Genomic DNA, 25,367 nt, shown 5'->3' on the forward strand with positions numbered 1-25,367 from the left:
GAACCTTTCCATGCGTCCGATCTTCCGGCGGAGGGCGGGGCGGCGTGCCGCACTGCTCGCCGTCGGGGCGATGACCGCGGGTCTGCTGCTCACCGCACCGCAGCAGGCCACGGCCGGTCCGCCCAATCTGCTCTCCAATCCCGGTTTCGAGACCGCCGGCGCCGCCGGCTCCGACATGCCGTCCTGCTGGTCCAAGTCCGGCTGGGGCGACAACGACTTCACCTTCGCGACCGTCGCCGACGCACACAGCGGCACCAAGGCGATGAGGGTGTCCCTGACCCGTCGGGTGGACGGCGACCGCAAGGCGCTGGTCACCGAGAACACCACGTGCGCGCCGACGGTGACGCCGGGCAGGCAGTACGACCTGTCCGCGTGGTACAAGTCGAACACCCCTGACGTGTCGGTGACGGTGTTCCGCCGTGACACGACGTCGGGCTGGCAGTACTGGACCGACCTGCAGAATCCGCCCGTCAGTGCCGGGTGGGCCCGTACGGAGGTGCGTACGCCGGTCGTCCCGCCGAACACGGACAAGATCGCATGGGGTCTGTCGGTGTACGGCGTGGGCACGCTCACCTCCGACGACTACGCCCTGGAGGAGGTGGGCGCGGTCCCTCCGCAGCCGGCCTGTTCGGGTACGGCGGAACAATGCGCCAAGGGCAGGTGGGAGGTGATCCCCGCGCAGAACCCGGTGCGCTCCATGCACGCCGTCGTGCTGAAGAACGGCAAGGTGCTGCTGATCGCGGGCTCGGGCAACGACATCGCGCAGTTCAACGCGGGCACCTTCACGTCTGCCGTCTACGACCCAGCGAACGGGTCGTTCAGGACGATCCCGACGCCGGTCGACATGTTCTGCGCGGGGCACGTGCAACTGGCGGACGGCCGGGTGCTGGTGATGAGCGGGAACAAGGGCTATCCGTCGGCCGACGGTTCGATCGGCTACCAGGGGCTGAAGGACTCGTACACCTTCGACCCGGCCACCGAGACGTACACCAGGACGAACGACATGAACGGCGGGCACTGGTACCCGTCGGCGACGGTCCTCGGCAACGGTGACGTGATCTCCTTCGGCGGGCTGAAGGAGGACTCCACGGGCAACGTGACCGCGGAGAAGTTCTCGGCGGCGCAGAACAAGTGGCTGCCGATGAACGAGGTCAACCAGACCTGGTCGTACTGGGGTCTGTACCCGTCGATGATCCTGATGCAGGACGGGCGGCTCTTCTACTCGGGCAGCCACACGTTCGGCAACGGCACCCCGGGGACGGGCGCCTCGATCTACGACCACGACGCCAACACCATCACCGACGTGCCGGGCCTGCGCAACAAGGACGAGCGGGACGAGTCGGCGAGCGTGCTGCTGCCCCCGGCCCAGGACCAGCGGGTCCTGACGATCGGCGGCGGCAACAACGAACGCAATCCGGCGGCGAACCGGATCACCGACATCATCGACCTGAAGAAGCCGAGCCCCGCCTACACGGCCGGCCCGGACCTGCCCCAGGGGCTGGTCGACACGGGCACCGGGAAGCGGCCGCAGACCGGCGCCGAGGGCAAGATGTACGTCTCGGCGGTGCTGCTGCCGGACGGCAAGGTGCTGGAGACGGGCGGCGGGCTGCACGACCGGGCCGACCCGGTCTTCGAGGCCTCGTTCTTCGACCCGGCCACCAACAGCTACCAGGCGGGCCTGGCGACCGACCCGATCCCGAGGACCTACCACTCGGCGTCGTTCCTCATGCCCGACGGCCGCGTCATGTCGGTGGGCGACAACCCGGGCAACGGCACCTACAACCACAACGTGTCGATCTACACGCCGCCGTACCTGTTCAAGGGCACCCGCCCGCAGATCACCTCGGTGATCGACACGCAGTGGGTGTACGGGGACACGCAGCGGATCACCGTGAACCGGCCGATCGCCAAGGCGGAGCTGATCCGCCCGGCGGCGGTGACGCACTCCTCGGACCCGAACCAGCGGTTCGTGGACCTGCCCATGACGGTGGACGGCAACAACATCGACCTGAACGTCACGAGCAACCCCAACCTGGCGCCGCCCGGCTGGTACATGCTCTTCGCGGTCGACGCCAACGGCGTCCCGTCGATCGCGACGTGGGTGCACCTGGGCGGTCCGTCCGTGCCGGTGGCCGCCCAGCAGCAGCCGTCCGCGCACGAGCACACCTTCGCGGACAGGCTGGGGCCGGCCAAGCCGAACCCGGCGAAGCGGGACTCCGTCCCGGTCGCGCCGAGCGTGGCGGGCTGCGACCGGCACTACGGCACGGCCAACGTGTGCGTGCCGACCCGGTTCCCGGCCGAGGTGAAGGCGACGACGAAGGCCCGCTGCGAGTGGCTGGCCTCCCACGAGTACCCGAAGCGCCTGAAGGTCAACGGCAGCGATCCGCTGCGGCTGGACCCTGACGGCGACGGCTACGCCTGCTGAACGCACGCAGCAGGGGCCCGGCCGCGAGAGTGCGGCCGGGCCCCTCCCGGCGGGCTCAGTGCTGGTAGGCGGCGAGCGAGATGCCGACGTAGTGGGCGACGAAGGCCGCGAGGGTCAGCGAGTGGAACACCTCGTGGAAGCCGAAGAAGCGAGGGGAGGGGTTGGGCCGCTTCATGCCGTAGATGACCCCGCCGACGCTGTAGAGGAGACCGCCGACGATCACCAGGACCAGGACGGCGATGCCGCCGGTGCGCATGAAGTCGGGCAGGAAGAAGACGGCCGCCCAGCCCATGGCGATGTAGCAGGGGGTGTAGAGCCAGCGCGGGGCGCCGACCCAGAAGACGCGGAAGGCGATGCCGGCGGCGGCCGCGATCCACACCGCCCACAGCAGGGTCCGGCCGGTGGAGGGCGGGAGCAGCAGGACGGTCAGCGGGGTGTAGGTGCCCGCGATGATCAGGAAGATGTTGGCGTGGTCGAGCCGTCGCAGGATGGCCTCGCCGCGCGGGCCCCACGTGCCGCGGTGGTAGACCGCGCTCACGCCGAAGAGCAGGCAGGCGGTGAGGATGTAGACGCCGCAGGCGACGCGGGCCCGGGTCGAGTCGGTGAAGGCCATCAGCGCGAGGCCGGCGACGACCACGGCGGGGAACATGCCGAGATGGAGCCAGCCGCGCAGCAGCGGCTTGGCCTCGATTGCGGACTCGACGGCTTCCGCGGCCTCGATGACCGGGGAGGCCTCGGAGGCCGCGGCGGCCTCGGGGGCGGGGACGGCGGCGGCGTCAGAAGTCATGCGCGCCATGCTACCTACGGGTCCGTAGGTTTCCGCTCATCCTCTTTACGGAAGATTGACGGACGTGGCAATGCTCACGTGAGAGGCCCTCTGGACATATGCGCACATCCACCGGATGATCAGATGAGTGCGGTCGACACCGGATGAGCGGAGCGCGAAGCGTCCGGGTCGCAGCCCCCACGGGGCCTACACCAAACAAACCCCTCAACAAGGAGCAATCGTGGCGCGCGACAACGCGGCTCCCACCAGTTCGACTCTTCCCACCAAGCATGCAGCGCTGATCTCCTGGGTGGACGAGATCGCCGCCCTCACCCAGCCGGACCGCGTCGTCTGGTGCGACGGCTCCGAGGGCGAGTACGAGCGCCTGTGCGAGGAGCTCGTCGCCAAGGGAACGTTCAAGAAGCTCGACGAGACGAAGCGCCCGAACTCCTACTACGCCGCCTCCGACCCCTCCGACGTCGCGCGCGTCGAGGACCGGACCTACATCTGCTCCGAGAAGGAGGAGGACGCGGGCCCGACCAACCACTGGAAGGCCCCGGCGGAGATGAAGGAGATCTTCGCGGGAGAGAAGGGCATCTTCCGCGGCTCCATGAAGGGCCGGACGATGTACGTCGTCCCGTTCTGCATGGGCCCCCTCGGCTCCGAGCTCTCCGCCATCGGCGTCGAGATCACCGACTCCGCCTACGTCGCCGTCGCCATGCGCACCATGACCCGCATGGGCCAGCCCGTCCTCGACGAGCTCGGCACCGACGGGTTCTTCGTCAAGGCCGTCCACACCCTCGGCGCTCCGCTCGCCGAGGGCGAGGCCGACGTGCCGTGGCCCTGCAACACCACCAAGTACATCTCGCACTTCCCCGAGTCCCGCGAGATCTGGTCCTACGGATCCGGCTACGGCGGCAACGCCCTGCTCGGCAAGAAGTGCTACGCCCTGCGCATCGCGTCCGTCATGGCCCGCGACGAGGGCTGGCTCGCCGAGCACATGCTCATCCTCAAGCTCACCCCGCCGGCCGGCGAGGGCGAGACCGTCGAGCCGACGTACCTCGCCGCCGCGTTCCCGTCCGCCTGTGGCAAGACCAACCTCGCCATGCTGGAGCCCACGATCCCCGGCTGGACGGTCGAGACCATCGGCGACGACATCGCCTGGATGCGCTTCGGCGAGGACGGCCGCCTCTACGCGATCAACCCCGAGGCCGGCTTCTTCGGCGTCGCCCCCGGCACCGGCGAGCACACCAACGCCAACGCCATGAAGACCATGTACGCCAACACCGTCTTCACCAACGTCGCGCTCACCGACGACGGCGACGTCTGGTGGGAGGGCATGACCGAAGAGGCGCCCGCCCACCTGATCGACTGGAAGGGCAACGACTGGACGCCGGAGTCCGGGACCCCGGCCGCCCACCCCAACGCCCGCTTCGCCGTCCCCGCCTCCCAGTGCCCGACGATCGCCGCCGAGTGGGAGGACCCCAAGGGCGTCCCGATCTCCGCGATCCTCTTCGGCGGCCGCCGCGCCTCCGCCGTGCCGCTGGTCACCGAGTCCTTCGACTGGAACCACGGCGTCTTCATCGGCTCGAACATCGCCTCCGAGAAGACCGCCGCCGCCGAGGGCAAGGTCGGCGAGCTGCGCCGCGACCCCTTCGCCATGCTGCCGTTCTGCGGTTACAACATGGGCGACTACATGGCCCACTGGGTCAAGGTCGGCGCCTCCGCGGACGCCGCCAAGCTCCCGAAGATCTACTACGTGAACTGGTTCCGCAAGAACGACGCGGGCAAGTTCGTGTGGCCCGGCTTCGGCGAGAACAGCCGTGTCCTGAAGTGGATCGTCGGCCGCCTCGACGGCACCGCCGAAGGCGTGGAGACCCCCATCGGCATCCTGCCGACCAAGGACTCCCTCGACCTCGACGGCCTCGACCTCCCGGCCGAGGACCTCGACTTCCTCCTCACCGTCGACAAGGAGGTCTGGCGCGAGGAGGCCGCCCTGGTCCCCGAGCACCTCAACACCTACGGCGACCACACCCCCAAGGAGCTGTGGGAGCAGTACCACGCCCTCGTGGAGCGCCTGGGCTGAGCCGGGACACGCCCTGAAGAAGGGCACGCCCTGAACAAGGGCCGATGAACGTGGGAGCCCCCGACCAAGCGGCGTCCCACCGCTGTGGGAGCCCCCGACCAAGCGGCGCCCACCGCAGCACCGACCTGCCTTGTCAGGAGCGTCCGCGCTCCTCCAGGTAGGCCGTGTGCGTCTGCTGACGGCGGGCCTCCACCTCGTGGAGGCCCGCCGTTACGCGTTGCGCCTCCTCGCGCAGGAGCCCCAGCTGCCGCTCCAGGTGCCGCTCCGGCGCCTCACCGCCCGGCCCCATCCGGCTCCACCAGCGGGTCCGGTTGTACGCGTCCACACTCTCCGGCAGGTCCTGGCGCACCGCCCGGGACACGGCGTGCACGGCCTCCGGGTCGGCGGCCAGCACATCGGCCACCCATCCCGGCTCCAGCAGCGCCCCGTACAGCTCCAGCAGCTCCCGGAGCGCCTCCCCGGGCCCCGACGGCAGCTCCACCCCGTCGACATACGCGCCCAGCCGCCCGAAGTCCTCGCGCAGGACGCCGAGCTCCTCGCGCGGGTCGAAGGGCGGCGGCGCCGTCCGCTCCGGCGGCGCGATCAGCGCGCCCGCCCCGTACAGCCCGGCGACCACCAGCGGCCAGTACGCACCGGCCACCCCGGCCAGGGTGAAGGCCAGGCCGACGACCCCGCAGGCCGAGCCGGCCAGGTTCTTCCGCGACTCCAGGTACTTCAAGGCTCCGGTCGCCCTACTGATAGCCACGGATCTCCTCGAAGGCTCCGGCCAGCGAACCTCCCCCGGCCACCCCTGGGGGGACCCCCGTGCCGGTGGCGTCGAAGAGCCTCCCGCCGGTCAGTTCGGTGATATGGGTGAGCTCCTTGCGGTCCGAGTCGCCGAACAGGACGGCGAAGACCGGCGTCCGCTTCTGCGCCTCGGGCAGCCGCGCGTAGAAGGAGTCGAAGTGCTCCGCTCCGACGCCCTCGGTGTTCTCGCCGTCCGTCATCAGCACGATCGAGGTGAAGGCGTCCGTGCCGCCCTTGCCCAACTGCTCGTATGCCGCCTCCAGACTGCTGTAGATCGCCGTACCCCCCTCCGGCTTCAGCGACTTCACGTCACCGCGGATCGCATCCAGGGCCGGCCCCGGATCGCCCGGCTCCACCACGTGCGTGTTCACCTCCTTCACCTTCGAACCGAAGGACAGCAGCGTGACCTCCTCGCGGTCCCGGAAACGCCGCCCGGTGCCCGAAGTGCCCGTGCCCGTCAGAGCGGTGAGCGCCGACCTCAGCCGCCCGATGCGGTCCTCGTCGCTCATCGAACCCGAGGTGTCCAGCACATACACCGTCCGCGAGGGCCGGCGCAGCTCGTTCTCGTACGAGGCCAGCAGCCCGTCGGCGACGCCCCGCGAGCCGGGGAACGGCAGCTCGCGCCGCTTCTCCTGGTCCAGCCCGGCCGCCGGCGCCACCCCGGCCGCGACCGGCCGGCGGAAGGTCTGCCCGGTGATCGCCTGCTGCGCCTCGGAGCCCCGCAGGTAGTCCGCCAGTGCCCGCCCCGCATCACGGGCCCCGGCCGGGGCCGAGGTCAGCAGCGTCAGCGGGTAGTGGGCCGTGACCACACCGTCGCGCGGCCGGACCACCGTCAGCGGAGCTCCCGCACCCTTCGCGTCACGGTTCATCGACAGCAGCACCGACTCGTAGTTCACCAGCGCGTCCACGTCCCCGCGCTTGCCGTACGCGGAGACGAGCCAGCCCGAGGAGCCCGACGTCAGCTTCTGCCCGGCGAAGAACTCCTTCAGCCGCGGCGTGGCCGCCTTCACGTCCGCGTCGCTCAGCGCCGACTGCGCGCCCGAGAGCCCCGACGCCACCGACACCAGCGCGGAGAAACCGGAGTTGGAACGCACCGGATCGGTCATCCCGTACGTCAGCCTCCCGGCGGCGACGGCCTCGTGCACCGCCGGCCAGGTCACCTCACCGGGCTTCCAGCCGAGCCGGGCCAACGCCTCCGGCTTCACGCCGAGGGCGACGGGCGAGGACATCACCGGGGTCTCGCTGGAGAGCTTTCCGGCAGCCTCGGGCCGCAGCCTCAGGTAGTCGTTGGAGGAGAGCCAGATCGCGTCGTACGTGCCGTCGGCCTGCCCGGAGGCGACCTGCTCGGCGGCGTCCAGCGTCCCGGACCACGTGAGCTTCACGGTGACGCCGGTGGCCTTCCGGGCCTGCTCCAGCACCGGCTCCATGTCGGCGAGCTCACTGGAAGCCAGCACCCGCAGGGTGCCCTCCCTGTAAGCCGTCCCGGCGGACCCCGCGGGCTCGTCCGAGGTGCAGGCCGTGGCCGCAGCGAACACGGCGAGGGCGAGCGCGAGGGCGGTCGGCGCCCGCCGGCGCCGCGGCCGCGGGAGCCGGGGCGGAGCCTCGACCACCCGTACCGTCCCGGCCGCGCTCACAGGGCACCGCCCTCGAGCGCACCGGCGGTCCGCGTCCGCGCCAGGTACGCCGACGCGTTCTGCAGCTCACCGGCCAGCGACTCCACCGTCGCCGCCATGTTCTCCGCGGCCTGCACCTTGAAGGTGTCGATCGCGTCCAGCGTCCGGTAGATCTGGGCGAAGGCCGTCCGCAGGGTCTCCGCACCCACCGCCGGATCCGCCGCGATCCGCTGGATCTCGCCGCTCTGCGCGGACAGCATGTCCGCGTTGCCCCGGATCAGGTCCTCCGTGGTCCCCTTCAGGGCGTTGACCTGCTCGATCACCGTGCGCTGGCTGTCCAGCGCCGAAGCCAGCATCACCGCGATGCGCAGTGCCGAGACGGTGGTCGTGGCCGCCCGGTCGACGCCCTTGATCAGCTCGTCGTTGTTGCGCCGGACCACGTCCATCGCCAGGTACCCCTGGGCGCATACGGCCAGCTGCGTCAGCAGGTCCTGGTGCTTCTGCCGAACGGGGAAGAGCACGTCCGCGCGCAGCGCGTCGGCTCCCCGCGGGTCCGTGTGCTCGGTCTCGGCGACCCGCTGGGCGACGGCGCCGTCCAAAGCCTCGGCGAGGACGGCGTACTCCTGGAGCCTGCCCATCGTCTCCCAGAGCCGGGAACGCTCGGTGTGCAGGGCCGCGTTGTCGCGGCGCAGCTCGTCCTGGCCGCTGCGCAACGCCCCCACGATCCGGTTCAAGGTGGCCTGCGAGGAGGCGTACTTCGCCACATGGTCGCGGAACCTGTTGCCGCCCGGCAGCTTCGCCAGGAGCTTGCGGGCGCCCTTGGCGGGCGTGTCCCGCGGGTCGAGGTCCTCGACCGTGCGCCGCAGCTCGACCAGGGAGCCGGCGACCCGCGCCTGCGCGTCGGCCCCGGCGTCGGTGCCGAGGGAGCGCACGGCCCGCTCCAGCATCCGGTTGGACTGCTGGGCGGCGGTGCGTATGTCGGCCGAGCCGAGTGCGGCGATCTCGCCGATGCGCTGCGCGAATTCGGGGGAGCGGGCGTCGATCCCGGCGAGCGAGCCGACGTACTCCCCGGCCCGGCGGGCCATCTCGTCGCGGACGCCGTCCTCGAGCGGTACGAGTCCGGCGGCCTGCTCCTTGTGGACGGGGGCGACGGGCTCGGGAGCGCTGAGGACCAGCGGGGTGTCCTCGGGAGGTGTCGAAGTCATGGTGGGGTCCCCCTAGCCCTTGGCGCGCTGGGCGAGCGCCATGAGGATCTTGACGGTGGGTGTGCCGACCTGGCGGATGCCGGTGAGCCCCGGGTTGAGGTGGTCGGCGTGCGGGGCGGTCGCGGCGGTGAACTCGGCCACGCCGTCCTGCGGGCGGAACCCGCGGAGCACGGCCAGCTCGCGCAGCCTCGGATCGGTGGCAAGGAGCGTGCCCAGCTCCTTCGCGTCCTCGCTGAGCGGTACGAAGGTGTGCGCCGTGTTCACGGTGGTGTCCGGGTAGAGCACCACCATCTCGCCCGGGTTCTGCTTCTGCAGCAGCAGCGAGGCGACCTGGGACTCGTACACCAGGATCAGCGGTTCGCCGCTGCCGCTGATGAAGGCCCGGAAGGGGTCGTCGGTGCTGGTCTCCAGAGCGCCCTGGACGGAGATCAGCTTGCGCATCAGGGGCGCGGTGCGTTCGATCCCGGCATCGTCGGCGACGACGGTGTTGCCGTTCGCGACGTTGGAGGTGGCGGCGAGGAAGAGCGCGCCGGAGTTGGATGAGGCCGGGTCGGTGGTCTTGACGAACACCGTGCCGGTCAGCTCGGCGTACGCGGAGGAGCCGGTCAGCTGCTGCCAGGTGCGGTCCTCGGCGGCGGCCTTCAGGAAGGGGCCCATCAGCAGGGTCCCGGAGTTCTTGCCGGTCATGGTGGCGAGGCCGCCTGCGGCCAGTACCTGCGCCGCGCCCGGTCGGGCGATCACGACGAGCGGGGAGTAGAAGGGCTTGGTCTCCTGCGCTCCTTTGAGCCCGGCGGCCGCCGCCACCTCCTTGGCGGGTTCACTGCTGCCGGGGAAGGCGAAGTCGAATTCCCTGAGGGCGAGTTGGTCCATCGCCCAGGAGCCCGAGGTCTCCGTCTTCACGGTGTAGCCCTTGGCGGCAAGGGCCTTGACGACGTCGGGGTCGCGGAAGAACTCGGACTTCTCCGAACCGATGACGCCACGCACGGTCTTCGTTGCCGTGGATTCCGGGTGATCCTGCCCCTGCAGTGCGACGTAGAGCACGCCGCCGACGAGGAGGAGACCCAGGAGGATTCCCAGGATGCGTCTCACGGGTGCAGCCTGCTCACGGAAACCCACATTCCGCGCCGTCTTGAGTGAACGTCAGGTGTCCAGGCGGTCCCACTTCGAAATGCTGTGTGAGTTCGCGGGTGCTGGTGGGCGGGGCGGCCGCCCGGGAGGATCGGGGGCATGGGCGTGAGCGCGTTGAAGTGGCAGGGCTGGCTGGTCGGCCTGGTGACGATCGCCGGGCTGCTGGTGTTCGCTCCGCTGGGCCTGTACGTGTGGGCGAGCGGCGGTGAACAGCCGGAGGCGCCGCCGCGGGCGGCGGTGCAGGACGTACGGGTCACCGGCTGCCGTGTCGATCCGGCCAGCCGGCGGGTGGCGGCCGCGGTGGAGGCGACCGGGCGGGCCGAGGGCGTCGGCGCGTACGTCGTGACGGTGGAGTTCCGCGACCGGGCGGAGGCGGATCCCGGCCGGCGGGCCGCCCAGGCGCTGGTGAGGATCCCGGGGGTGGCCCCGGGCGCGACCGAGTACGGGGAGGCGGTCGGCCCGGTGTGGCCGGTGGCGACGGTGCCCTGGTGCGGGGTGGCCGGCGCGGAGTTCACGCAGGCCACCCCGACACCGGGGCTTCCGTAGCCGGTGGGGCGGGTGCCCGGTCAGCCGTTCTTGTTCACCTTGACGACGACGGTGCTGCACACCTTGTCGGCGAACGTCTGCTTCTTCTCGTCCCACAGCGGCCACAGCCAGCCGAGGTAGCAGGAGATGCTGTCCAGGAAGTGCGCCAGCTTGCGCACGAAGGCCATGCCGAAGCCGAGCGTGGCGCCGTCGGCCTCGCGGTGCAGGCTGATCCCGACGACCTTCTTGCCGATCGTCTGGCCGGTGGTGCCTTCCTTGTAGACCTGGAAGAAGCCCATGCCGATCGTGTACAGGAAGCCGAGGAGGCCGAGCACCGCGCCGACGCCGCTCTCGCCGCCGTCGATGGCGACGCCGATGCCGGTGAAGGCGTACATCGGGCCGACGATGATGAGGATGTCGAGCAGGTACGCGCCGAAGCGCAGACCCCAGTGGGCCAGCGGCGGCATGCCCCCGGCCATCCCCGGCATGCCCGGGGGCGGGTACGCGCCGTAGGGCGCCGGCGGCGGGGTCTGCTGTGGGTAGCCGTACTGGGGGGCCGCGCCCGGCGCCGGCTGCTGCGGGTAGCCGTACTGCGGGGGGACGCCCTGCGGGGCCTGCTGGCCGTAGCCGGGCTGGCCCTGCGGGGGCTGGCCGTACGGGTTGTTCGGATCGCCGAAGCTCATTGGCGCATCTCTCCAGGGTGCTCGATCGGGGACGAAGCGGAGTGGAGGAGATGGTTCACGTGAGCGGCCTCCCCCGTGCTGCCGCGATGTTTCAGCCAACATCGTGTTCGGCAGGTCGGGATCTGTCCAATTCATTGGCCGCGCGCGGGCGGCGGGAGGGCCCGGAGGTGTCGGCCGCTGGGAGTCATGGCACCCGGTCCGGAGCCTCCGCGGCCCCGGACCGGGGCCGTCTAGAGGGCGCCGGCCGGGTCCAGGGACTCCAGGGCGGCGGCGTGCGCGTCCATGCGCTCGGCGGCGAGGATCGCGACGGTGGTGTCGGCGCGGGACGCGGCGACGAGGAGTGCGCGGGCGGCGAGGTCGTGCGCGCGCTGGTGCAGCGCGGCGGCGTCCCCGCCGGGGCCCTGGGGTGCCCGGACGGGCTGGGCCCCGCGCAGCCGGGTCACCTGGGCGGCGATCTGGGCGGCGGCCTCGTCGAGCCCGAGCTCGTCGGTGACGGCGAGCAGGGCTGAGAGGTGGCCGGCGAGCTGGACGGCCAGCGCTTCGCCGCGGCTGCTGTGGGGATAGTCGACCGTGGCGCCGCCCATGCGCTGGACGACCGGCTTCGTGCGGATCGGCTCGTACATGAGGAGGCCTCCTGCGTGGTCAGGAGACCATCCTACATTGGATCGGTTCTAAAGTTGAGCTGGATCCTGTTGTTGTCCGAGTGTGTGCGGTCAGGCCTGGCTGTAGCCGTCCAGGAAGTTCCCGATCCGGGTCACGGCATCGGCCAGGTCCTTGGCGTTGGGCAGGGTCACGATCCGGAAGTGGTCGGGCTCTGGCCAGTTGAAGCCAGTGCCGTGGACGACCATGATCTTCTCGGCCCGCAGCAGGTCCAGGACCATCTGCCGGTCGTCCTTGATCTTGTAGACGGTCGGGTCCAGCTTCGGGAAGGCGTACAGAGCACCCTTGGGCTTCACGCAGGTGACGCCCGGGATCCGGGTGAGCAGGTCGTGCGCGACGTTGCGCTGCTCCAGGATCCGTCCGCCGGGCAGGACCAGGTCCTCGATGGACTGCCGGCCGCCGAGCGCGGTGGCCACCGCGTGCTGCGAGGGCATGTTCGCGCACAGGCGCATGTTCGCGAGGATCGTGAGGCCCTCGATGTAGTCCGTGGCGTGCTTCTTCGGGCCGCACACGGCCATCCAGCCGGCCCGGTAGCCCGCGACCCGGTAGTTCTTGGACAGGCCGTTGAAGGTCAGCGTCAGCAGATCCGGGGCGATGGCGGCCGTGTTGAAGTGCTGGGCGCCGTCGTACAGGATCCGGTCGTAGATCTCGTCCGAACAGACGACCAGCTTGTGGCGGCGCGCGATGTCCGTCAGCCCGCGCAGCATCTCCTCGTCGTAGACGGCGCCGGTCGGGTTGTTCGGGTTGATGATCACGATCGCCTTGGTGCGGTCGGTGATCTTGCGCTCGATGTCGGCGAGATCCGGCATCCAGTCGGACTGCTCGTCGCAGCGGTAGTGCACGGCCGTGCCGCCGGCGAGGGAGACGGAAGCCGTCCACAGCGGGTAGTCCGGTGCCGGGACCAGTACCTCGTCGCCGTCGTCGAGCAGCGCCTGCATCGACATCTGGATCAGCTCGGAGACGCCGTTGCCGAGGTAGATGTCCTCGACGTCCAGGTCGATGCCCTTGGTCTGGTAGTGCTGCATGACCGCACGGCGCGCGGACAGCAGGCCCTTCGCGTCGCCGTAGCCGTGGGCGGTGCCCAGGTTGCGGAGCATGTCCTCGAGGATCTCCGGCGGGCACTCGAAGCCGAAGGCCGCGGGGTTGCCCGTGTTGAGCTTGAGGATGCGATGACCTGCTGCTTCGAGCCGCATCGCCTCTTCGAGCACGGGGCCGCGGATCTCGTAGCAGACATTGGCGAGTTTGGTTGACTGGATCACCTGCATGACGGGAGCTTACGGGCCCGGGTGCGGGCTCGACCCGCCTTTTCGCCCGGAGACCGGAAGGCCGCTTTGTCCCGATTGGCGCGATGGGCGGGTGGCGCCGTGCTCTTCCCTTGGAATCCGGGGCCACGGCCGCATCCCGACCTGCGGAATGGGTGGGGCGAACTGCGGCGGGGCGGTGCGTGTTGCCCTCGTCACCTTGGGGGGATCGTGGGGGTGACTGAGTACGCGGGGTGAGTACGCGCACTCATGCGGGCGCCCGGCCCGCCGTGGAGGCTGGAGTCCTGATCCGGGGCCAGTGATGCCCGGGCGGCGGCGAGTGAGGGGCGCGGGACAGTGGAGTTCCTAGTCGGTGACATGGCGATCACCACGAGCGGCACGGATGGCGACGACCGGGCGATCGAGTTCCTGGTCAGGCCGGGGGGCACCTCGGAGGAGGGGCACTTCGCGATCTTCCGCGAACACGGCCGGGGCTGGGAGGACGCCCGCCTGACCATCGACCCCGCAACGGGCAGCGTCCCGGTGGCCGCGGTCGAGTGGGCGGTGGAGTTCGCGCGGGAGTACCTCTGAGCGGGTACGGGCGGGTATGGGGGTCCGCTCGGGCGGGGCCTTCCCGCCCGCGGCCCCCGCGCCCCGGGCCGGTGGCGTGGAGCGGGGTCGGAGCGCGGCGGAAGCGGGGTGGGGGTGTGGTGGGAGGCGCGGCGGAGTGAGAGGCGGGGGAAGGGCGGGCCGGCACGAACCGGAGAGGCGATGGGACTGACGGGAAACCCCCAGCACACCCCCTAACCCCGCCGAAACCCTGCCCCCGCGCATTCCGCCGGGCCTCTCCCCCTGCTTCCGTCTCACTCGCCCCGCCTCGCTCGCCCCGCCTGCGCCCCGCCCCGCCTGCGCGCCGCCTTCGCCCCACCCCGCCTCGCCCCCACCCCCGCCCCGCTTTCGCCATGCTTCGGCCCCGCCCCAACGCCGCCGCCCCACGCCCACGCCGCGTGCGGCCCGGTGGGGTCGGCCCGGTTGGGTCGGCCCGGTTTGGGTCGGCCCGCACGGTGGTGTCGGCGGGGCGGCGTAGCGTCGGGGCATGAAGCCGTTGAGGATCATCGCCGGGGATGCGACGAGCCCCCAGGCCAAGGGGCCCAAGATCATTGCGCACGTCTGCAACGACCTCGGAGGGTGGGGGAAGGGATTCGTACTGGCCGTCTCGAAGCGGTGGCCCGAGCCGGAGGCCGCGTACCGGGCCTGGCACCGGGGGCGCGGTGGCAACGACTTCGGGCTGGGCGCCGTGCAGGTGGTGCGGGTGAAGCCGGACGTGTGGGTGGCCAACATGGTCGGACAGCGCGGGATGCGGACCGGGAGCGGGGGACCGCCGATCCGCTACGACGCGCTGGAGCGCTGCCTGGCCGCACTGGCCGGACATGCTGTGGAGCTGGGTGCGGGCGTGCACATGCCGAGAATCGGCTGCGGGCTCGCGGGCGGCAGATGGTCGCGCGTCGAGCCGCTGATCACCGAGGCGCTGTGCGAGCGGGACGTGGCGGTGACCGTCTACGACCGCGGCTGATCCGCCACGCCGAAGGCGTTCGGAGGATCGATTCGCCGCGGCCGGCCCTCCTAGGGTCGTGCCCGCAGATCTCCCGGTCCCCTCCGAAGGGTTTCCCCCGATGAAGCTCCGCAATGCCGCGGCCGCCGCGGTCGCAGCCTGCGCGATGGTCCTCGCCCTGCCCGGTTCGGCCCTGGCGGCCGAAGGCCAGTTCCACTACAAGTACACGGACGACTTCGGCCAGGAGCAGCGCGTGATCCTGGACGACCCGGACAGCGGCGAGTGCGTCAACCTCTACGCCGTCGGCTCCGACGACGTGGAAGCGGGCTACGCCCCGCAGAACCAGACCGACTCCTGGGCGACCGTCTACGCCGACGCCGACTGCGCGGGCTCCCAGTGGCGTTTGCGCCCCATGGGCCGACCCGCGACCGACCACCTGAGGGTGCGCTCGGTGCGGTTCGAGGTTCGGGACGAGCCCCGCAGGACCCCCTAGCGGCCCGGAAGGCGTTCCAGGATCACCAGGGGGATCTCGCGGGGGCGGGCGGCCGCCTGGTCGTCCTCGAAGGGGGGCCAGAGGGCGGTCATCATCTCCCAGTACACCTCCCGTTCCGTCGCTGTGGCCGTGTGCGCCGTCGCCTCGAAGGCGGCGGCGCCCACCTGGAGGCGGGCCTCCGGGTGGGCGGTGAGGTTGCGGTACCAGCGGGGGTGGTCCGGGGCGCCGTCGGCGGACGCCACGACGAGGAAGCGGCCCGCGTCCTCGCCGTAGATCAGCGGAATGCGTACCGCGGCGTCCGTGGCGCGGTCGAGCGTCGTGAGCAGCAGGGTGGGGACTCCGTGCCAGAGGTGCCCGTCGGCGCCGGCGGTGCTGACGTACGCGCGGACGTGGTCGAGCTGCGGACCGGGTCGCGGGTCCGTGGGGTGGTCCCAGTCGACTTCGAGTGTGTGCATTTGCCTGTCCTTAGGGTTGCGGCCCCCTGGCGGCTAACGAGCATTAACGATTCTGGATGCGTACGACCCATGGCGCACGTCTATAGGTCTGGACCAAGCTCTTCGTATGGATCTGGAGCTGAGGCATCTCAAGATCGTCAGGGCGGTCGCCGACGCCGGGAGCCTGACCCGGGCCGCCACCGCGCTCGGCCTGGCGCAGCCCGCGCTCAGTACGCAGCTGAAGCGGATCGAGCGGGCGCTGGGCGGCATGCTCTTCGTGCGGGGGCGGGAGGGCGTACGGCCCACCGCGCTCGGGCAGCTGGTGCTGGAACGGGCGAGAGTGCTGCTGCCCGCGGTGTGCGAGCTCCAGGAGGAGGCCCGGCGCTTCGCCCGGCAGGGGGCGCCGGGCTACCGCCTCGGCGGGACGCACGGACCGCTGCTCGGCGGACTCGTGGACCGGCTCGCGCACGAGGAGCCGGGTGTGCCGGTGACGACCTACACCTCATGGTCGGAGAGGGAGGTCGCCGGGGGCGTCGCCGACGGGCGGCTGGACTTCGCGCTGGTCGGCGTCTGCGGGGAGAGTGCGCCGCCCGAGCCGGGACGGCTCGCCTGGATGGAGGTGGCGCGCGACCCGGTGCACGTGATGCTGGCGCAGGACCACCCGCTGGCCCGGGCCCGGGCCCCGCGCGACGAGGTCGAGCTGGCCGAGCTGGCCGCCGAGGCATGGACGGATGTCCCCGGCGACGGCTGCTTCGGCGACTGCTTCGCCGCGGCCTGCGTGCGGGCGGGATTCGCGCCCGCATGCGTCTACGAGACCGACACCGCCTCCTGTGTGCACCTGGTGCAGGTGGGGCGGGCGGTCGGCCTGTGCCGGGCCACTTTTCCGGTGACCCCGGGGGTGGTCACGCGGCCGCTCGCCGGGACCCCGCTGGTGTGGCGGCACGTGCTCGGGTGGCATCCCGGCGGACGGGTCGCTGCGCGGGCCGCGGACGTGCTGGGGCATGCGAGGGCAGCGCACGCGCAGGCTCTGGCGAGGTCGGCCGGGGCTTCGGGCCTGCGGGCGGCCGTGCCGGCGTCCGCTGCGTAGCCGTGCGGCGCCGACGGGCGGGTGCGGCACCCTTGCGGCGCGTCCCCGGGCCCCGGGCGCCTCACACGCGGAGGGGGCCGGAAGAGCGGGGCTCCGCCCCGGGCCCCGCGCCTCGATCGCCGACGAGGCCGAGGAGAGCGGGACCGGGGGCGGTGGGGCAGCCTCCGAGCGGCTACGGCAGGTAGCGCTCGATGACCTGCGGGCCCTCCTTCTCGATCAACTTGCGGGCCTTCTCGACCCGCTCCGGAGTCGGGTCGTGGCCTGTCGCCATCACGAGGTCCTCGGGGTCGTACGGTCGTTCCCCGCCCGTGAAGAGCCGGTCCGACCGCGTGGGCTGCTCGTCGGGTTCACTGACCATCGCGTACCTCCTACGTTTTCCCCTGGCCCCATACTCCGGCCGCCGTCCCATGAACGCACTTCGGCCGCCGCGAGGTCGCGGGCATAACACCGGGGAAGGGGCCAACCGGCAGCTCCCGCGCACCGGTTCGGATTTCTACGGTTTCCGCAGACCCCCCACCGGAAACCGAGGAGATCCCCCATGCTCAAGCGACACGCCCGCGCGGCGTGTACCGCCCTGGCCGCCGCCGGGCTGCTGCTGGCCGGGACGGGCGGCGCCACCGCCGACCCCGCCCCCGCAGTACCCTCCGCGGCCGCGACCCTGCGCACCGCCGACGCGGCCCCCGAACTGCTCGCCGCCATGCAGCGCGACCTCGGCCTGACCCCCACGCAGGCCAAGGCCCGCCTCACCCACGAAGCCGAGGCCGGGGCCGCCGCCGCCCGCCTCCGGGACCGGCTCGGCGCCGCCTTCGCCGGGGCCTGGGTGGACGGGGCCGACTCCGCCGTGCTCACCGTGGCCACCACGCGGGCCGCCGACACCGCCGCGATACGGGCCACCGGGGCCCGGGCGAAGCTCGTCCCCCGAGCCCTGGCCGACCTCGACGGCGCCAAGGCCGCCCTGGACCGGGCCGCGGGCCCCGCGACCCCCGTCCGCTACGTCGCCCCGCGCTCCAACACGCTCGTCGTCGAGGAGACCGAGGCGGGGGCCGCCGCACGGCTGCTCGCCGCGACCGGCACCGACCCGGCCCTGGTCACGGTCCTCCGTACGGCAGAGGCCCCGCGTCCGCTCTACGACCTGCGCGGCGGGGACGCCTACTACATGAACGGCAGCGGCCGCTGCTCCGTCGGCTTCCCCGTGACCAAGGGGACCGTGAGCGGTTTCGCCACCGCCGGGCACTGCGGCCGCGCCGGGACCACCACCACCGGCTTCAACCAGGTCGCCCAGGGCTCCTTCCAGGCCTCGGTCTTCCCGGGCAACGACATGGCCTGGGTCGCAGCGAACGCCAACTGGTCCCCGACCCCCTACGTGAAGGGCAGCGGCGGCGCGAACGTGCAGGTCGCCGGTTCGGTGCTGCAGCCGGTCGGGGCGTCGGTGTGCCGGTCCGGCTCGACCACCGGGTGGCACTGCGGCACGATCCAGCAGCACAACACCAGCGTCACCTACCCCGAGGGCACCATCTCCGGCGTGACCCGTACGACGGTCTGCGCCGAGCCGGGCGACTCCGGCGGCTCCTACATCTCCGGGAGCCAGGCGCAGGGCGTGACCTCGGGCGGCTCCGGCAACTGCTCCAGCGGCGGGACCACCTTCTTCCAGCCGCTGAACCCGATCCTGTCGGCGTACGGGCTGACCCTCAAGGTCAGCGGCAGCGACCCGGGCCCCGGGCCCGGCCCCGAGCCGGAGCCGGGCGGCACCTGGAAGGCCGGCACCGTCTACGCGGCCGGCGCCACCGTCACCCACGGCGGCTCGACCTACCGCTGCATCCAGGGGCACCAGGCCCAGACCGGATGGGAGCCGCCGAACGTCCCGGCGCTCTGGCAGCGGGTCTGATCGGTGACGTGACCGGTGCCGTGACTGCCAGGGGGGAGTCACGGCACCTCCCCGTGCGCGGGCGGCCCCCGGTCAGACGAGGACCGCGGCCAGCGTGCCCAGCGCACCGAAGACGGCCAGCAGGCCGCAGATCGACAGGTTGACCGTCCGGTGCTCCCAGAAGACCGCGACGAACTCGCGGATGGTGGCGCTGGGCCAGTAGTACTTCGCGGTGGGGGAGCCCAGGACCTGCCCGTTCACGCCCGTCTTGCGCGCCAGCATCGCGGCCCGGAAGGCGTGGAAGTTGTTGGTGACCACCACGCACCGGTAGTCCGGATCGTGGGCCTCCATGATCTGCCGGCTGAAGAGCATGTTCTCCTCGGTCGTGGTGGACCGGTCCTCCAGCACGATGTGCTCCGCCGGCACGCCCTCCGCGATCAGCCAGTCCGCCATCGCCCGGGCCTCCGCGACCTTCTCGTCCGAGCCCTTGCCGCCCGAGACGAGCAGGACCGGCGGCCGACCGCTCCGGGCCAGCTGGCCCTCGTAGATCTGCTGCCCCTTGCGCAGACGCGAGGCCAGCAGCGGCGGGACGCGGTCCCCGCCGACCAGGCCCGAACCGAGCATCACCACATGGTCGACGTCGCCGCGCACCTTGATGCGGCCGTAGAGGAAGGCGTAGCCGAGGAAGCAGAAGAAGACGAAGGAGACGTAGCCGGCGACGACGGTCAGGGTCCCGGCGATGCCGCCCAGCACGGGGGAGCCGACCACGCCGACGAGGACCAGCAGCGCGATCAGCGCGAAGATCGCGAGGCCGGCCAGCATCGACAGCAGGTTGGCCGGGCGGAAGCCCTCCTTGCGGACCATCGTCATGCCGTTGCGGACGAGGAGGACGCCCAGGGCCAGGATGCCGAACGCCGGTGCGGCGAAGGTGAGTACGACGACCGTGACGGCTGCCCAGAAGGGCAGTTTGGCCACCTGGAGGAAGAGGGCGGAGAAGGCGGTCAGGAAGGTCAGCCCCAGGAGCACGGCGTTGCTGAAGCGGCGCCGGTCCTGTCTGACGCTGGCGCAGAACGCGAGGAAGAGCAGGGCGGCGAGGGCGAAGGCGACCATGGCGCCCATCGTAGGCGGCGGATCTACCGGGAAATGTGGCCGGTTCTGCGTACCGACCGGCCGGCCAGCACCTGGGTCCTGCGCCCGTCGCGGACGGCGAACCGTCCGCCGATCAAAACGTGCGGGATGCCCGTGGGCAGGGTGCGGGGCCGCTCGTACGTGGAGCCGGCCGCGACCGTGTCCGGGTCGAAGAGGACGAGGTCGGCGCGGCGCCCCACACGGACCAGGCCCCGGTCGGGCAGGCGCAGCCGCGCCGCGGGCCGGCCGGACAGGTGCGCGACGCACTCCTCCAGGGAGAGCAGGCCGAGTTCGCGGACGTAGTGGCCGAGGTAGTGCGGGAAGGTGCCGTACGCCCTCGGGTGCGGCTTCGCGCCCTGGAGGATGCCGTCGGAGCCGCCGGTGTGGGCGCGGTGGCGCATGATCGCCCGGACGTTCTCCTCGTGGCCGACGTGCTGGAGGATCGTCGGTGCGAGCCGGTCGCCGATCAGGAGCCGGCGGGCGGTGTCCCAGCCGTCCACGCGGGTGCCGACGTGGGCGGCGTACGCGGGATCGGCGACGCCCGAGATCTCGATCGTCGACCAGTCGACGGGTACGCCGTGGCAGCCGTCGGCGCCCTCGTGCTCGAGGGCGCGGCGGATCCGCTCCGCCGTGCCGTCGTCGCGCAGCCGGGCCAGGACCGCCTCCGGGCCGCCGTCGTTCGCCCAACTGGGCAGCAGCGCCACCAGCGTGGTGCAGCCCGGGGTGTACGGGTAGCTGTCCAGGGTGATGTCGGCGCCCGCGTTCACGGCCGCGTCGAGGAGCGCGAGCAGCTCGGCGGCGCGGCCCGCGTTCTCGCCGAAGTTCATGGTGGCGTGCGCGAGGTGCAGGGCGCAGCCGGCCTCGCGGGTCAGGTCGAGCATCTCGGCGTAGGCGGCGAGGGCTCCCCGGCCGTAGCTGCGGTGGTGGGGGCAGTAGTAGCCGCCGTACCGGGCCACCACCCGGCACAGTTCGGCCAGTTCGGCACCGGAGGCGTACATGCCGGGGGTGTAGGTGAGCCCGGAGGACATCCCGACGGCGCCCTGGGCGAGGCCGTCGGCGACGAGGGCGCGCATCCGGTCCAGCTCGGCCGCGGTTGCCGGGCGGTCGTCCCAGCCGACGACGTGGGCGCGGACGGTGCCCTGAGGGACGAGGTAGGCGGCGTTGACGGCGACGCCCTCGCCGCCGAAGCCGCGGTCCAGCCGGTCGAGGTACTCGCCGACCGTGCGCCAGTCGAAGTCGACGTCGTCGCCCGGGCCGTTCCAGCCGGCGATCGCGGTCCGCACCCCGGCGAGGGTGCGGTCGTCGACGGGGGCGTACGACAGGCCGTCCTGGCCGAGGACTTCGAGGGTCACGCCCTGGGCGACCTTCGCGCTGTGGTCCGGGTCGCGGAGCAGGGCGAGGTCGCTGTGGGCGTGCATGTCCACGAAGCCGGGGGCCAGGGCGAGACCGTGCGCGTCGAGGGTCTCGCGGCCTGCGGACAGCCTGCCGACGGCGGCGATCCGGCCTTCGTGGACGCCGACGTCGGCGGTGTACGAGGGGCCGCCCGTGCCGTCGACGACGCGGACCCCGCGGATGACCAGGTCCACCGGCCGGTGCCTAGAAGAAGGTGCGGACGTAGTCGGTGACGGTGCCGTCGGCTTCCACGACCGGGATCAGCGGCCACTTCTCGAAGATCGTGCAAGGGTGGGCCATGCCGAGGGAGACCCAGTCGCCGACCTCCAGCGCGGTGGCGTCGGCGTCGGTCTCGATCCAGGCGTGCTGGTCGGACAGCTTGGCCACCCGGATTCCGGCCGCGGCGCGCTCGACGCCGTCGCGGGCGCTGCGCACGGCGAGCACCTTGGGCAGGCCGAGGTCGTAGGCGATGTCGCGCTTGCCGGCGTTGACGAAGGCCTGGCCGGGCGTGGGGCGGGAGACCACCTGGGTCCACAGCCGGAAGGCGGGGAGCAGGCCGCCCTCCTCGGGGACGCGGTTGAAGGGGGTCAAGCCCGAGTACCAGCCGTGGTCGTGGGAGACGTAGGCGCCGGAGCGCAGCAGCGGCAGGACGGGCAGCGACAGTTCCGGGATCTCCGCGAAGACCTCGGCGACGGCGTCGAACCATTCGCTGCCTCCGGCGCTGACGATGACCTCGTCCAGGCCGGTGCCGGTGAAGAGGCCCTGCTTGTCGAGATCGGCGGCGAGCGCGGTGAGGCGGCGCAGCCAGGCACGGACGCTGTCGGCGTCGGCGCCCGGCATGGTGGCCTCGTAGCCGGCCACCCCCGCCAGCCGCAGGGCGGGGGACGCGGCGACGGCCTCGGCGACGGCCTGGCATTCGGCGTCGGTGCGGAGCCCGGTGCGCCCCTCGGCGCCGGCGCCGAGCTCGAGGACGACGTCGAGGGTGGCGCCGCGGCCGTGCAGGGCGGCGTCCATCAGCTCGACCCCGCGGACGGAGTCGACGTAGCAGACGAACCGGAAGCCGGGGTCGGCGGCGAGCTCGTCGGCGACCCAGCGCAGGGCGGGCGCGTCGACCAGCTCGTTGGCCAGGAAGACCGTCCGGATGCCGAAGGCACGGCAGACGCGGGCCTGGTGGGGCATGGCGACGGTGATGCCCCAGGCTCCGTGGTCCAGCTGACGGCGGAAGAGCTGCGGGGCCATGCAGGTCTTGCCGTGCGGCGCGAAGGCGAGGCCGTGGCGGGCGGAGTAGGTGCCGAGGGCGGTGAGGTTGTGCTCCAGCGCGTCCGCGTCGAGGGTCAGGACAGGGGTGGTGAACCCGCCGGTGTGCAGGTCCCGGCGCTGGGCCGCGAGCTGCCCGACGGTCAGGCCGTCCGCCTGGGCGTCCGGGGGAAGTCCCTTGAACCGGTGGTCCACCGGCTCGTCGGCGAGGTCCTTGACGGGGTCGCTGGCGCTGGCCATGCGGATGCCTCCCGGGTGTGTTGCGTTGGCTGCAACGGTCGTTGCGTGTACCACTGCATGCTGTCTAACATCCCGGGTGACGGCGGGTCAACGCTGCCCGGCGCGCCGCCGGAGCCGGCGGTGCAGTGAGCGTGGGAAGGGGCGAGCGATGAGCCAGTCGGTCCAGAGGGCGCTCGGCATCCTGCCGCTGCTCGCGAAGGGACCGGCCGGTCTCGGTGCGGTCGCCGACGAGCTCGGCGTGCACAAGAGCACCGCGCTGCGCCTGCTGCGCACCCTGAACGAGGGCGGGTTCGTCTACCGCTGCCCCGACGGCCGCTACCGCCTCGGCGCACGCCTCTTCGCGCTCGCCGCCGAGGCCGTCGAGAACCTCGACGTCCGCGAGGTCGCCCGCCCCCACCTCGCCGAGCTGAACCAGGCCACCGGGCACACCGTCCACCTCGCCCTGCACCAGGACGACGAGGTCGTGTACGTCGACAAGGTCGACAGCCGCTACCCGGTGCGCATGTACTCCCGCATCGGCCGGCCCGTGCCCCTCACCGTCGCCGCCGTCGCCAAGCTGCTCCTCGCCGACCTCCCCGAGGCCGAACGCCGGGCCCTCGCCCACCGCATCGAGTACCCCCGCTACACCGCCCGCTCCACCCCGGACGCGCAGGCCTTCCTGCGCGAACTGGACCTCGTACGGGAACAGGGCTGGGCCTCCGACCTCGGCGGCCACGAGGAGTCGATCAACTGCCTGGGCGCGCCCGTGCGCGGTCCCGACGGGCGGGTCGTCGCCGCGCTGTCGGTCTCCGCGCCCGGCGTGGTCGTCCCGGCGGAGGGGCTGCTCGAACTGCTGCCGCAGGTATTGCGCACCGCCGGCGCGATCAGCCGGGACTATTCAGGAGTACAGGAGACAGCGTGACCGGGAAGACCGCCATCACCCCCGCCACCCACACCGTCCCGCCCGCGAGGTTCTCGCACGGCGTGCGCAAGGGGAACATCCTCCAGGTCGCCGGCCAGGTCGGCTTCCTCCCGCACGTCGACGGCCGGCCGCCGACCCCCGCGGGGCCGACGCTGCGCGAGCAGACCCTCCAGACCCTGGAGAACGTCCGCTCCGTCCTGGAGGCCGGCGGCGCGGGCTGGGACGACGTGGTCATGATCCGCGTCTACCTCACGGACACGGCGCACTTCGCGGAGATGAACGGCATCTACAACGCCTACTTCGACGAGCAGGGCCTGAAGGAGGCCCCGGCCGCCCGCACCACCGTGTACGTGGGCCTGCCGGAGGGGCTGCTCGTCGAGATCGACGCCCTCGCCGTCCTGGGCTGACGCCCCCGCGGGCAAGCGGACGCCCCGCGTACCAGGAGGGGGACGCCCCCCTGGCGGCGGGGCGTCCCCCGGTTCAGGTGACGGCTACGAGCAGTACTGGGCTTCCTTGCCGATCGAGCGGTACATGCAGTCCGCGTTCTCCAGCAGCTGGAGCACCGCGTCCTTGTTGCGGGCGGTCTCGCGGTCGATCACCTCGTCCGGCGGGTAGAAGCCGCCGCCGCCGCTCTCCGGGTACATCTCGAAGGTGTAGGAGAAGATCTTCTGGTTGCCCCACAGCCAGTCGTCGATCGTGCCGTCCGTGATGTAGAGGTCGCTCGCCTGCTCCGGTGTGTAGCCGTTGCTGGCGGCCATGCTCGTGCCGATCTTCTTGTAGACGGCGAGGTCGTCGGCGGTCAGGCCGGGGGCGGTGTCGTTGTAGGTGTAGCCGAAGGGCCACAGCACGAGCTCGCTGTAGGTGTGGAAGTCGATCGCGGCCTTGATCTGCTGCTTGCCGCCGACCACCCGGCTGCGCACGAAGTCCGAGACGGCCTTCACCTCGGGCGCCGACTCGGCGGCCGGGCCCCGGTAGGTCTCGGAGCTCCTGCTGCCGCTGGAGCCGCCGCAGCAGCCCCACTTGTAGTTCCAGTTCCGGTTCTCGTCGGTACCGACGTAGGAGGATCCGGAGTTCGGTTGCCGGTTCTTGCGCCAGGAGCGGTAGGAGCCGGTGGCGATGTCGTACTCGCCGCCGTCCGGGTTGAGGTCCGGGACGATCCAGATCTCGCGGCCGTTGACGGCGTTCGCGACCCGGGTGTCGGTGCCGTACTTGGAGGTGAACTCCTTGAGCAGGTACAGCGCCATCTCGACGGTCAGGTGCTCGCGGGCGTGCTGGTGCGCGGTGAAGAGCACCTCGGGCTCGGACTCGTCCGTGGCGACGTTGTCGCTGATCTTGATGGCGAGGAGGTCGCGGCCCTGGTACGACGTGCCGATCACCCGCTTGGAGGCGATCGCCGGATACTGCGCGACAAGCGTGTTGATCTCGGCCGTCGCCTCGGCGTAGTTGTGGTACCTGGAGTCGGCCGAAGGGAAGTCCATCGGGCTCGCCGCGATGCCGGGCAGCGAGCGGTCCGGGGGCCCTGGCAGCGGGGTCAGCTTGTAGCCGAGTGCCTTCAGCTTCTTGGCCTGCATGGTGTCGGCGCTGACCACGACGGTGTGGTCGTCCACCTCGTCGATGGAGACGCCCGTGCCGAGCAGGGCCGTGCGGTCGGCGACGGTGGAGGGGCCGTGGATCCGGTACTGGACGATGGCCTCGTCCTGGGTGGCGGTGGACGGGCTGGGCGGTGGAGCCGCCGTCGCACTCATGCCGTAGGCGGGTGCGCCGAGCGCGAGCGCCAGCAGGGCCGCCGTCAGGCCGGCCCTCCGGCGGGTATGGAGCCGCATGCGTTCTCCTGGGTGGGGAGTGTGGGGGTAGCCGTGCGGACGCGCTCAGCGTCCTCTCGTGGCATGTCCCGGTCAAGG

General features: G+C 71.9%; 24 protein-coding genes. 10 read left to right on the top strand and 14 right to left on the bottom strand.

The window, feature by feature from the left end:
* Nucleotides 1-10 precede the first annotated feature (10 nt).
* Nucleotides 11-2,425, top strand: a complete 2,415-nt coding sequence (locus ACZ6JS_RS00160; protein ID WP_469294737.1) for a galactose oxidase-like domain-containing protein — start codon at nucleotides 11-13, stop codon at nucleotides 2,423-2,425.
* 55 nt (nucleotides 2,426-2,480) lie between these two features.
* On the opposite strand, the gene trhA is transcribed toward ACZ6JS_RS00160, so the two are convergent.
* Nucleotides 2,481-3,212, bottom strand: coding sequence for a PAQR family membrane homeostasis protein TrhA (gene trhA / locus ACZ6JS_RS00165; RefSeq protein WP_400925671.1), 732 nt, complete (start codon nucleotides 3,210-3,212; stop codon nucleotides 2,481-2,483).
* 220 nt (nucleotides 3,213-3,432) lie between these two features.
* On the opposite strand from trhA, the gene ACZ6JS_RS00170 reads away from it, so the two are divergent.
* On the top strand, nucleotides 3,433-5,277 hold the full coding sequence (locus ACZ6JS_RS00170; protein WP_469294739.1) for a phosphoenolpyruvate carboxykinase (GTP): 1,845 nt from the start codon (nucleotides 3,433-3,435) through the stop codon (nucleotides 5,275-5,277).
* Between the two features lie 133 nt (nucleotides 5,278-5,410).
* Here the strand turns inward: ACZ6JS_RS00170 and ACZ6JS_RS00175 are convergent, their stop codons facing one another.
* From ACZ6JS_RS00175 to ACZ6JS_RS00190, 4 genes are read right to left on the bottom strand one after another with little or no spacing between them, the layout of a single operon-like run.
* The gene (locus ACZ6JS_RS00175; protein WP_469294741.1) at nucleotides 5,411-6,022 is read right to left on the bottom strand and encodes a hypothetical protein; all 612 of its coding nucleotides are present in this window, start codon (nucleotides 6,020-6,022) and stop codon (nucleotides 5,411-5,413) included.
* Complete coding sequence (locus ACZ6JS_RS00180; protein WP_469295511.1) at nucleotides 6,009-7,673, bottom strand: substrate-binding and vWA domain-containing protein; 1,665 nt, start codon at nucleotides 7,671-7,673, stop codon at nucleotides 6,009-6,011. Before ACZ6JS_RS00180 ends, ACZ6JS_RS00175 begins: the two co-directional genes overlap by 14 nt.
* A 20-nt stretch (nucleotides 7,674-7,693) precedes the next feature.
* Nucleotides 7,694-8,881, bottom strand: coding sequence for a toxic anion resistance protein (locus tag ACZ6JS_RS00185; protein WP_469294743.1), 1,188 nt, complete (start codon nucleotides 8,879-8,881; stop codon nucleotides 7,694-7,696).
* A gap of 12 nt (nucleotides 8,882-8,893) precedes the next feature.
* Nucleotides 8,894-9,970, bottom strand: a complete 1,077-nt coding sequence (locus ACZ6JS_RS00190) for a hypothetical protein (protein ID WP_469294744.1) — start codon at nucleotides 9,968-9,970, stop codon at nucleotides 8,894-8,896.
* Nucleotides 9,971-10,114: 144 nt separating this feature from the next.
* On the opposite strand from ACZ6JS_RS00190, the gene ACZ6JS_RS00195 reads away from it, so the two are divergent.
* Nucleotides 10,115-10,555, top strand: a complete 441-nt coding sequence (locus ACZ6JS_RS00195; RefSeq protein ID WP_469294745.1) for a hypothetical protein — start codon at nucleotides 10,115-10,117, stop codon at nucleotides 10,553-10,555.
* Nucleotides 10,556-10,575: 20 nt separating this feature from the next.
* Here ACZ6JS_RS00195 and ACZ6JS_RS00200 read toward each other — a convergent pair whose 3' ends face one another.
* From ACZ6JS_RS00200 to ACZ6JS_RS00210, 3 genes are all read right to left on the bottom strand, one after another.
* Entirely contained in the window at nucleotides 10,576-11,217 is a 642-nt protein-coding gene (locus ACZ6JS_RS00200; RefSeq protein WP_469294747.1) for an RDD family protein, read from the bottom strand.
* A 230-nt stretch (nucleotides 11,218-11,447) separates the two neighbouring features.
* Entirely contained in the window at nucleotides 11,448-11,840 is a 393-nt protein-coding gene (locus ACZ6JS_RS00205) for an SCO4983 family protein (RefSeq protein WP_469294749.1), read from the bottom strand.
* 90 nt (nucleotides 11,841-11,930) lie between these two features.
* Entirely contained in the window at nucleotides 11,931-13,142 is a 1,212-nt protein-coding gene (locus ACZ6JS_RS00210) for a pyridoxal phosphate-dependent aminotransferase (protein ID WP_469294751.1), read from the bottom strand.
* 354 nt (nucleotides 13,143-13,496) lie between these two features.
* Here ACZ6JS_RS00210 and ACZ6JS_RS00215 point away from each other — a divergent pair, with 354 nt between their 5' ends.
* The 3 genes from ACZ6JS_RS00215 to ACZ6JS_RS00225 all read left to right on the top strand — a co-directional run bounded on the left by ACZ6JS_RS00215 (nucleotide 13,497) and on the right by ACZ6JS_RS00225 (nucleotide 15,163).
* Nucleotides 13,497-13,709: a hypothetical protein gene (locus ACZ6JS_RS00215; protein WP_469294752.1), complete on the top strand. Its 213-nt coding sequence runs from the start codon at nucleotides 13,497-13,499 to the stop codon at nucleotides 13,707-13,709.
* A gap of 505 nt (nucleotides 13,710-14,214) precedes the next feature.
* Nucleotides 14,215-14,691, top strand: a complete 477-nt coding sequence (locus ACZ6JS_RS00220) for a macro domain-containing protein (protein WP_469294753.1) — start codon at nucleotides 14,215-14,217, stop codon at nucleotides 14,689-14,691.
* A 100-nt stretch (nucleotides 14,692-14,791) separates the two neighbouring features.
* Nucleotides 14,792-15,163 carry a hypothetical protein gene (locus ACZ6JS_RS00225; protein WP_469294755.1) on the top strand — a complete coding sequence of 124 codons (372 nt, stop codon included), beginning with the start codon at nucleotides 14,792-14,794 and terminating at the stop codon, nucleotides 15,161-15,163.
* Here ACZ6JS_RS00225 and ACZ6JS_RS00230 read toward each other — a convergent pair.
* The gene (locus tag ACZ6JS_RS00230; RefSeq protein ID WP_469294757.1) at nucleotides 15,160-15,618 is read right to left on the bottom strand and encodes a nitroreductase/quinone reductase family protein; all 459 of its coding nucleotides are present in this window, start codon (nucleotides 15,616-15,618) and stop codon (nucleotides 15,160-15,162) included. The two genes, ACZ6JS_RS00225 and ACZ6JS_RS00230, sit on opposite strands and share 4 nt — an antisense overlap.
* A gap of 106 nt (nucleotides 15,619-15,724) precedes the next feature.
* Here ACZ6JS_RS00230 and ACZ6JS_RS00235 point away from each other — a divergent pair, with 106 nt between their 5' ends.
* A complete protein-coding gene (locus ACZ6JS_RS00235; RefSeq protein ID WP_469294759.1) occupies nucleotides 15,725-16,684 on the top strand; it encodes a LysR family transcriptional regulator in 960 nt (319 codons plus the stop codon).
* A gap of 172 nt (nucleotides 16,685-16,856) precedes the next feature.
* Here the strand turns inward: ACZ6JS_RS00235 and ACZ6JS_RS00240 are convergent, their stop codons facing one another.
* Nucleotides 16,857-17,042 (bottom strand): hypothetical protein, encoded by a 186-nt coding sequence (locus ACZ6JS_RS00240; RefSeq protein ID WP_030034983.1) that lies wholly within the window; start codon nucleotides 17,040-17,042, stop codon nucleotides 16,857-16,859.
* Nucleotides 17,043-17,222: 180 nt separating this feature from the next.
* On the opposite strand from ACZ6JS_RS00240, the gene ACZ6JS_RS00245 reads away from it, so the two are divergent.
* Nucleotides 17,223-18,569 carry a carbohydrate-binding protein gene (locus ACZ6JS_RS00245; RefSeq protein ID WP_469294760.1) on the top strand — a complete coding sequence of 449 codons (1,347 nt, stop codon included), beginning with the start codon at nucleotides 17,223-17,225 and terminating at the stop codon, nucleotides 18,567-18,569.
* 72 nt (nucleotides 18,570-18,641) lie between these two features.
* Here the strand turns inward: ACZ6JS_RS00245 and ACZ6JS_RS00250 are convergent, their stop codons facing one another.
* From ACZ6JS_RS00250 to ACZ6JS_RS00260, 3 genes are read right to left on the bottom strand one after another with little or no spacing between them, the layout of a single operon-like run.
* Nucleotides 18,642-19,658: a YdcF family protein gene (locus tag ACZ6JS_RS00250; protein WP_469294762.1), complete on the bottom strand. Its 1,017-nt coding sequence runs from the start codon at nucleotides 19,656-19,658 to the stop codon at nucleotides 18,642-18,644.
* 23 nt (nucleotides 19,659-19,681) lie between these two features.
* A complete protein-coding gene (locus ACZ6JS_RS00255; protein ID WP_469294764.1) occupies nucleotides 19,682-21,262 on the bottom strand; it encodes an N-acyl-D-amino-acid deacylase family protein in 1,581 nt (526 codons plus the stop codon).
* Nucleotides 21,263-21,272: 10 nt separating this feature from the next.
* Nucleotides 21,273-22,565: an amino acid deaminase gene (locus ACZ6JS_RS00260; RefSeq protein WP_469294765.1), complete on the bottom strand. Its 1,293-nt coding sequence runs from the start codon at nucleotides 22,563-22,565 to the stop codon at nucleotides 21,273-21,275.
* Nucleotides 22,566-22,713: 148 nt separating this feature from the next.
* On the opposite strand from ACZ6JS_RS00260, the gene ACZ6JS_RS00265 reads away from it, so the two are divergent.
* Both ACZ6JS_RS00265 and ACZ6JS_RS00270 read left to right on the top strand, forming a co-directional pair.
* Nucleotides 22,714-23,466 (top strand): IclR family transcriptional regulator, encoded by a 753-nt coding sequence (locus tag ACZ6JS_RS00265; protein WP_469294767.1) that lies wholly within the window; start codon nucleotides 22,714-22,716, stop codon nucleotides 23,464-23,466.
* The gene (locus tag ACZ6JS_RS00270; protein ID WP_469294768.1) at nucleotides 23,463-23,873 is read left to right on the top strand and encodes a RidA family protein; all 411 of its coding nucleotides are present in this window, start codon (nucleotides 23,463-23,465) and stop codon (nucleotides 23,871-23,873) included. Before ACZ6JS_RS00265 ends, ACZ6JS_RS00270 begins: the two co-directional genes overlap by 4 nt.
* Nucleotides 23,874-23,957: 84 nt before the next feature.
* Here the strand turns inward: ACZ6JS_RS00270 and ACZ6JS_RS00275 are convergent, their stop codons facing one another.
* Entirely contained in the window at nucleotides 23,958-25,289 is a 1,332-nt protein-coding gene (locus ACZ6JS_RS00275) for a M14 family metallopeptidase (RefSeq protein WP_469294769.1), read from the bottom strand.
* Between the last annotated feature and the right edge of the window lie 78 nt (nucleotides 25,290-25,367).

Source organism: Streptomyces sp. NPDC046349, from assembly GCF_055587885.1.

Bases quoted from the DNA above. Each gene is read 5' to 3' on its own strand.
- ACZ6JS_RS00160 (WP_469294737.1), top strand. From the start codon at position 11: ATGCGTCCGATCTTCCGGCGGAGGGCGGGGCGGCGTGCCGCACTGCTC.
- trhA (WP_400925671.1), bottom strand. From the start codon at position 3,212: ATGACTTCTGACGCCGCCGCCGTCCCCGCCCCCGAGGCCGCCGCGGCC.
- ACZ6JS_RS00185 (WP_469294743.1), bottom strand. From the start codon at position 8,881: ATGACTTCGACACCTCCCGAGGACACCCCGCTGGTCCTCAGCGCTCCC.
- ACZ6JS_RS00200 (WP_469294747.1), bottom strand. From the start codon at position 11,217: ATGAGCTTCGGCGATCCGAACAACCCGTACGGCCAGCCCCCGCAGGGC.
- ACZ6JS_RS00205 (WP_469294749.1), bottom strand. From the start codon at position 11,840: ATGTACGAGCCGATCCGCACGAAGCCGGTCGTCCAGCGCATGGGCGGC.
- ACZ6JS_RS00210 (WP_469294751.1), bottom strand. From the start codon at position 13,142: ATGCAGGTGATCCAGTCAACCAAACTCGCCAATGTCTGCTACGAGATC.
- ACZ6JS_RS00215 (WP_469294752.1), top strand. From the start codon at position 13,497: ATGGCGATCACCACGAGCGGCACGGATGGCGACGACCGGGCGATCGAG.
- ACZ6JS_RS00220 (WP_469294753.1), top strand. From the start codon at position 14,215: ATGAAGCCGTTGAGGATCATCGCCGGGGATGCGACGAGCCCCCAGGCC.
- ACZ6JS_RS00225 (WP_469294755.1), top strand. From the start codon at position 14,792: ATGAAGCTCCGCAATGCCGCGGCCGCCGCGGTCGCAGCCTGCGCGATG.
- ACZ6JS_RS00230 (WP_469294757.1), bottom strand. From the start codon at position 15,618: ATGCACACACTCGAAGTCGACTGGGACCACCCCACGGACCCGCGACCC.
- ACZ6JS_RS00235 (WP_469294759.1), top strand. From the start codon at position 15,725: ATGGATCTGGAGCTGAGGCATCTCAAGATCGTCAGGGCGGTCGCCGAC.
- ACZ6JS_RS00240 (WP_030034983.1), bottom strand. From the start codon at position 17,042: ATGGTCAGTGAACCCGACGAGCAGCCCACGCGGTCGGACCGGCTCTTC.
- ACZ6JS_RS00245 (WP_469294760.1), top strand. From the start codon at position 17,223: ATGCTCAAGCGACACGCCCGCGCGGCGTGTACCGCCCTGGCCGCCGCC.
- ACZ6JS_RS00250 (WP_469294762.1), bottom strand. From the start codon at position 19,658: ATGGTCGCCTTCGCCCTCGCCGCCCTGCTCTTCCTCGCGTTCTGCGCC.
- ACZ6JS_RS00260 (WP_469294765.1), bottom strand. From the start codon at position 22,565: ATGGCCAGCGCCAGCGACCCCGTCAAGGACCTCGCCGACGAGCCGGTG.
- ACZ6JS_RS00265 (WP_469294767.1), top strand. From the start codon at position 22,714: ATGAGCCAGTCGGTCCAGAGGGCGCTCGGCATCCTGCCGCTGCTCGCG.
- ACZ6JS_RS00275 (WP_469294769.1), bottom strand. From the start codon at position 25,289: ATGCGGCTCCATACCCGCCGGAGGGCCGGCCTGACGGCGGCCCTGCTG.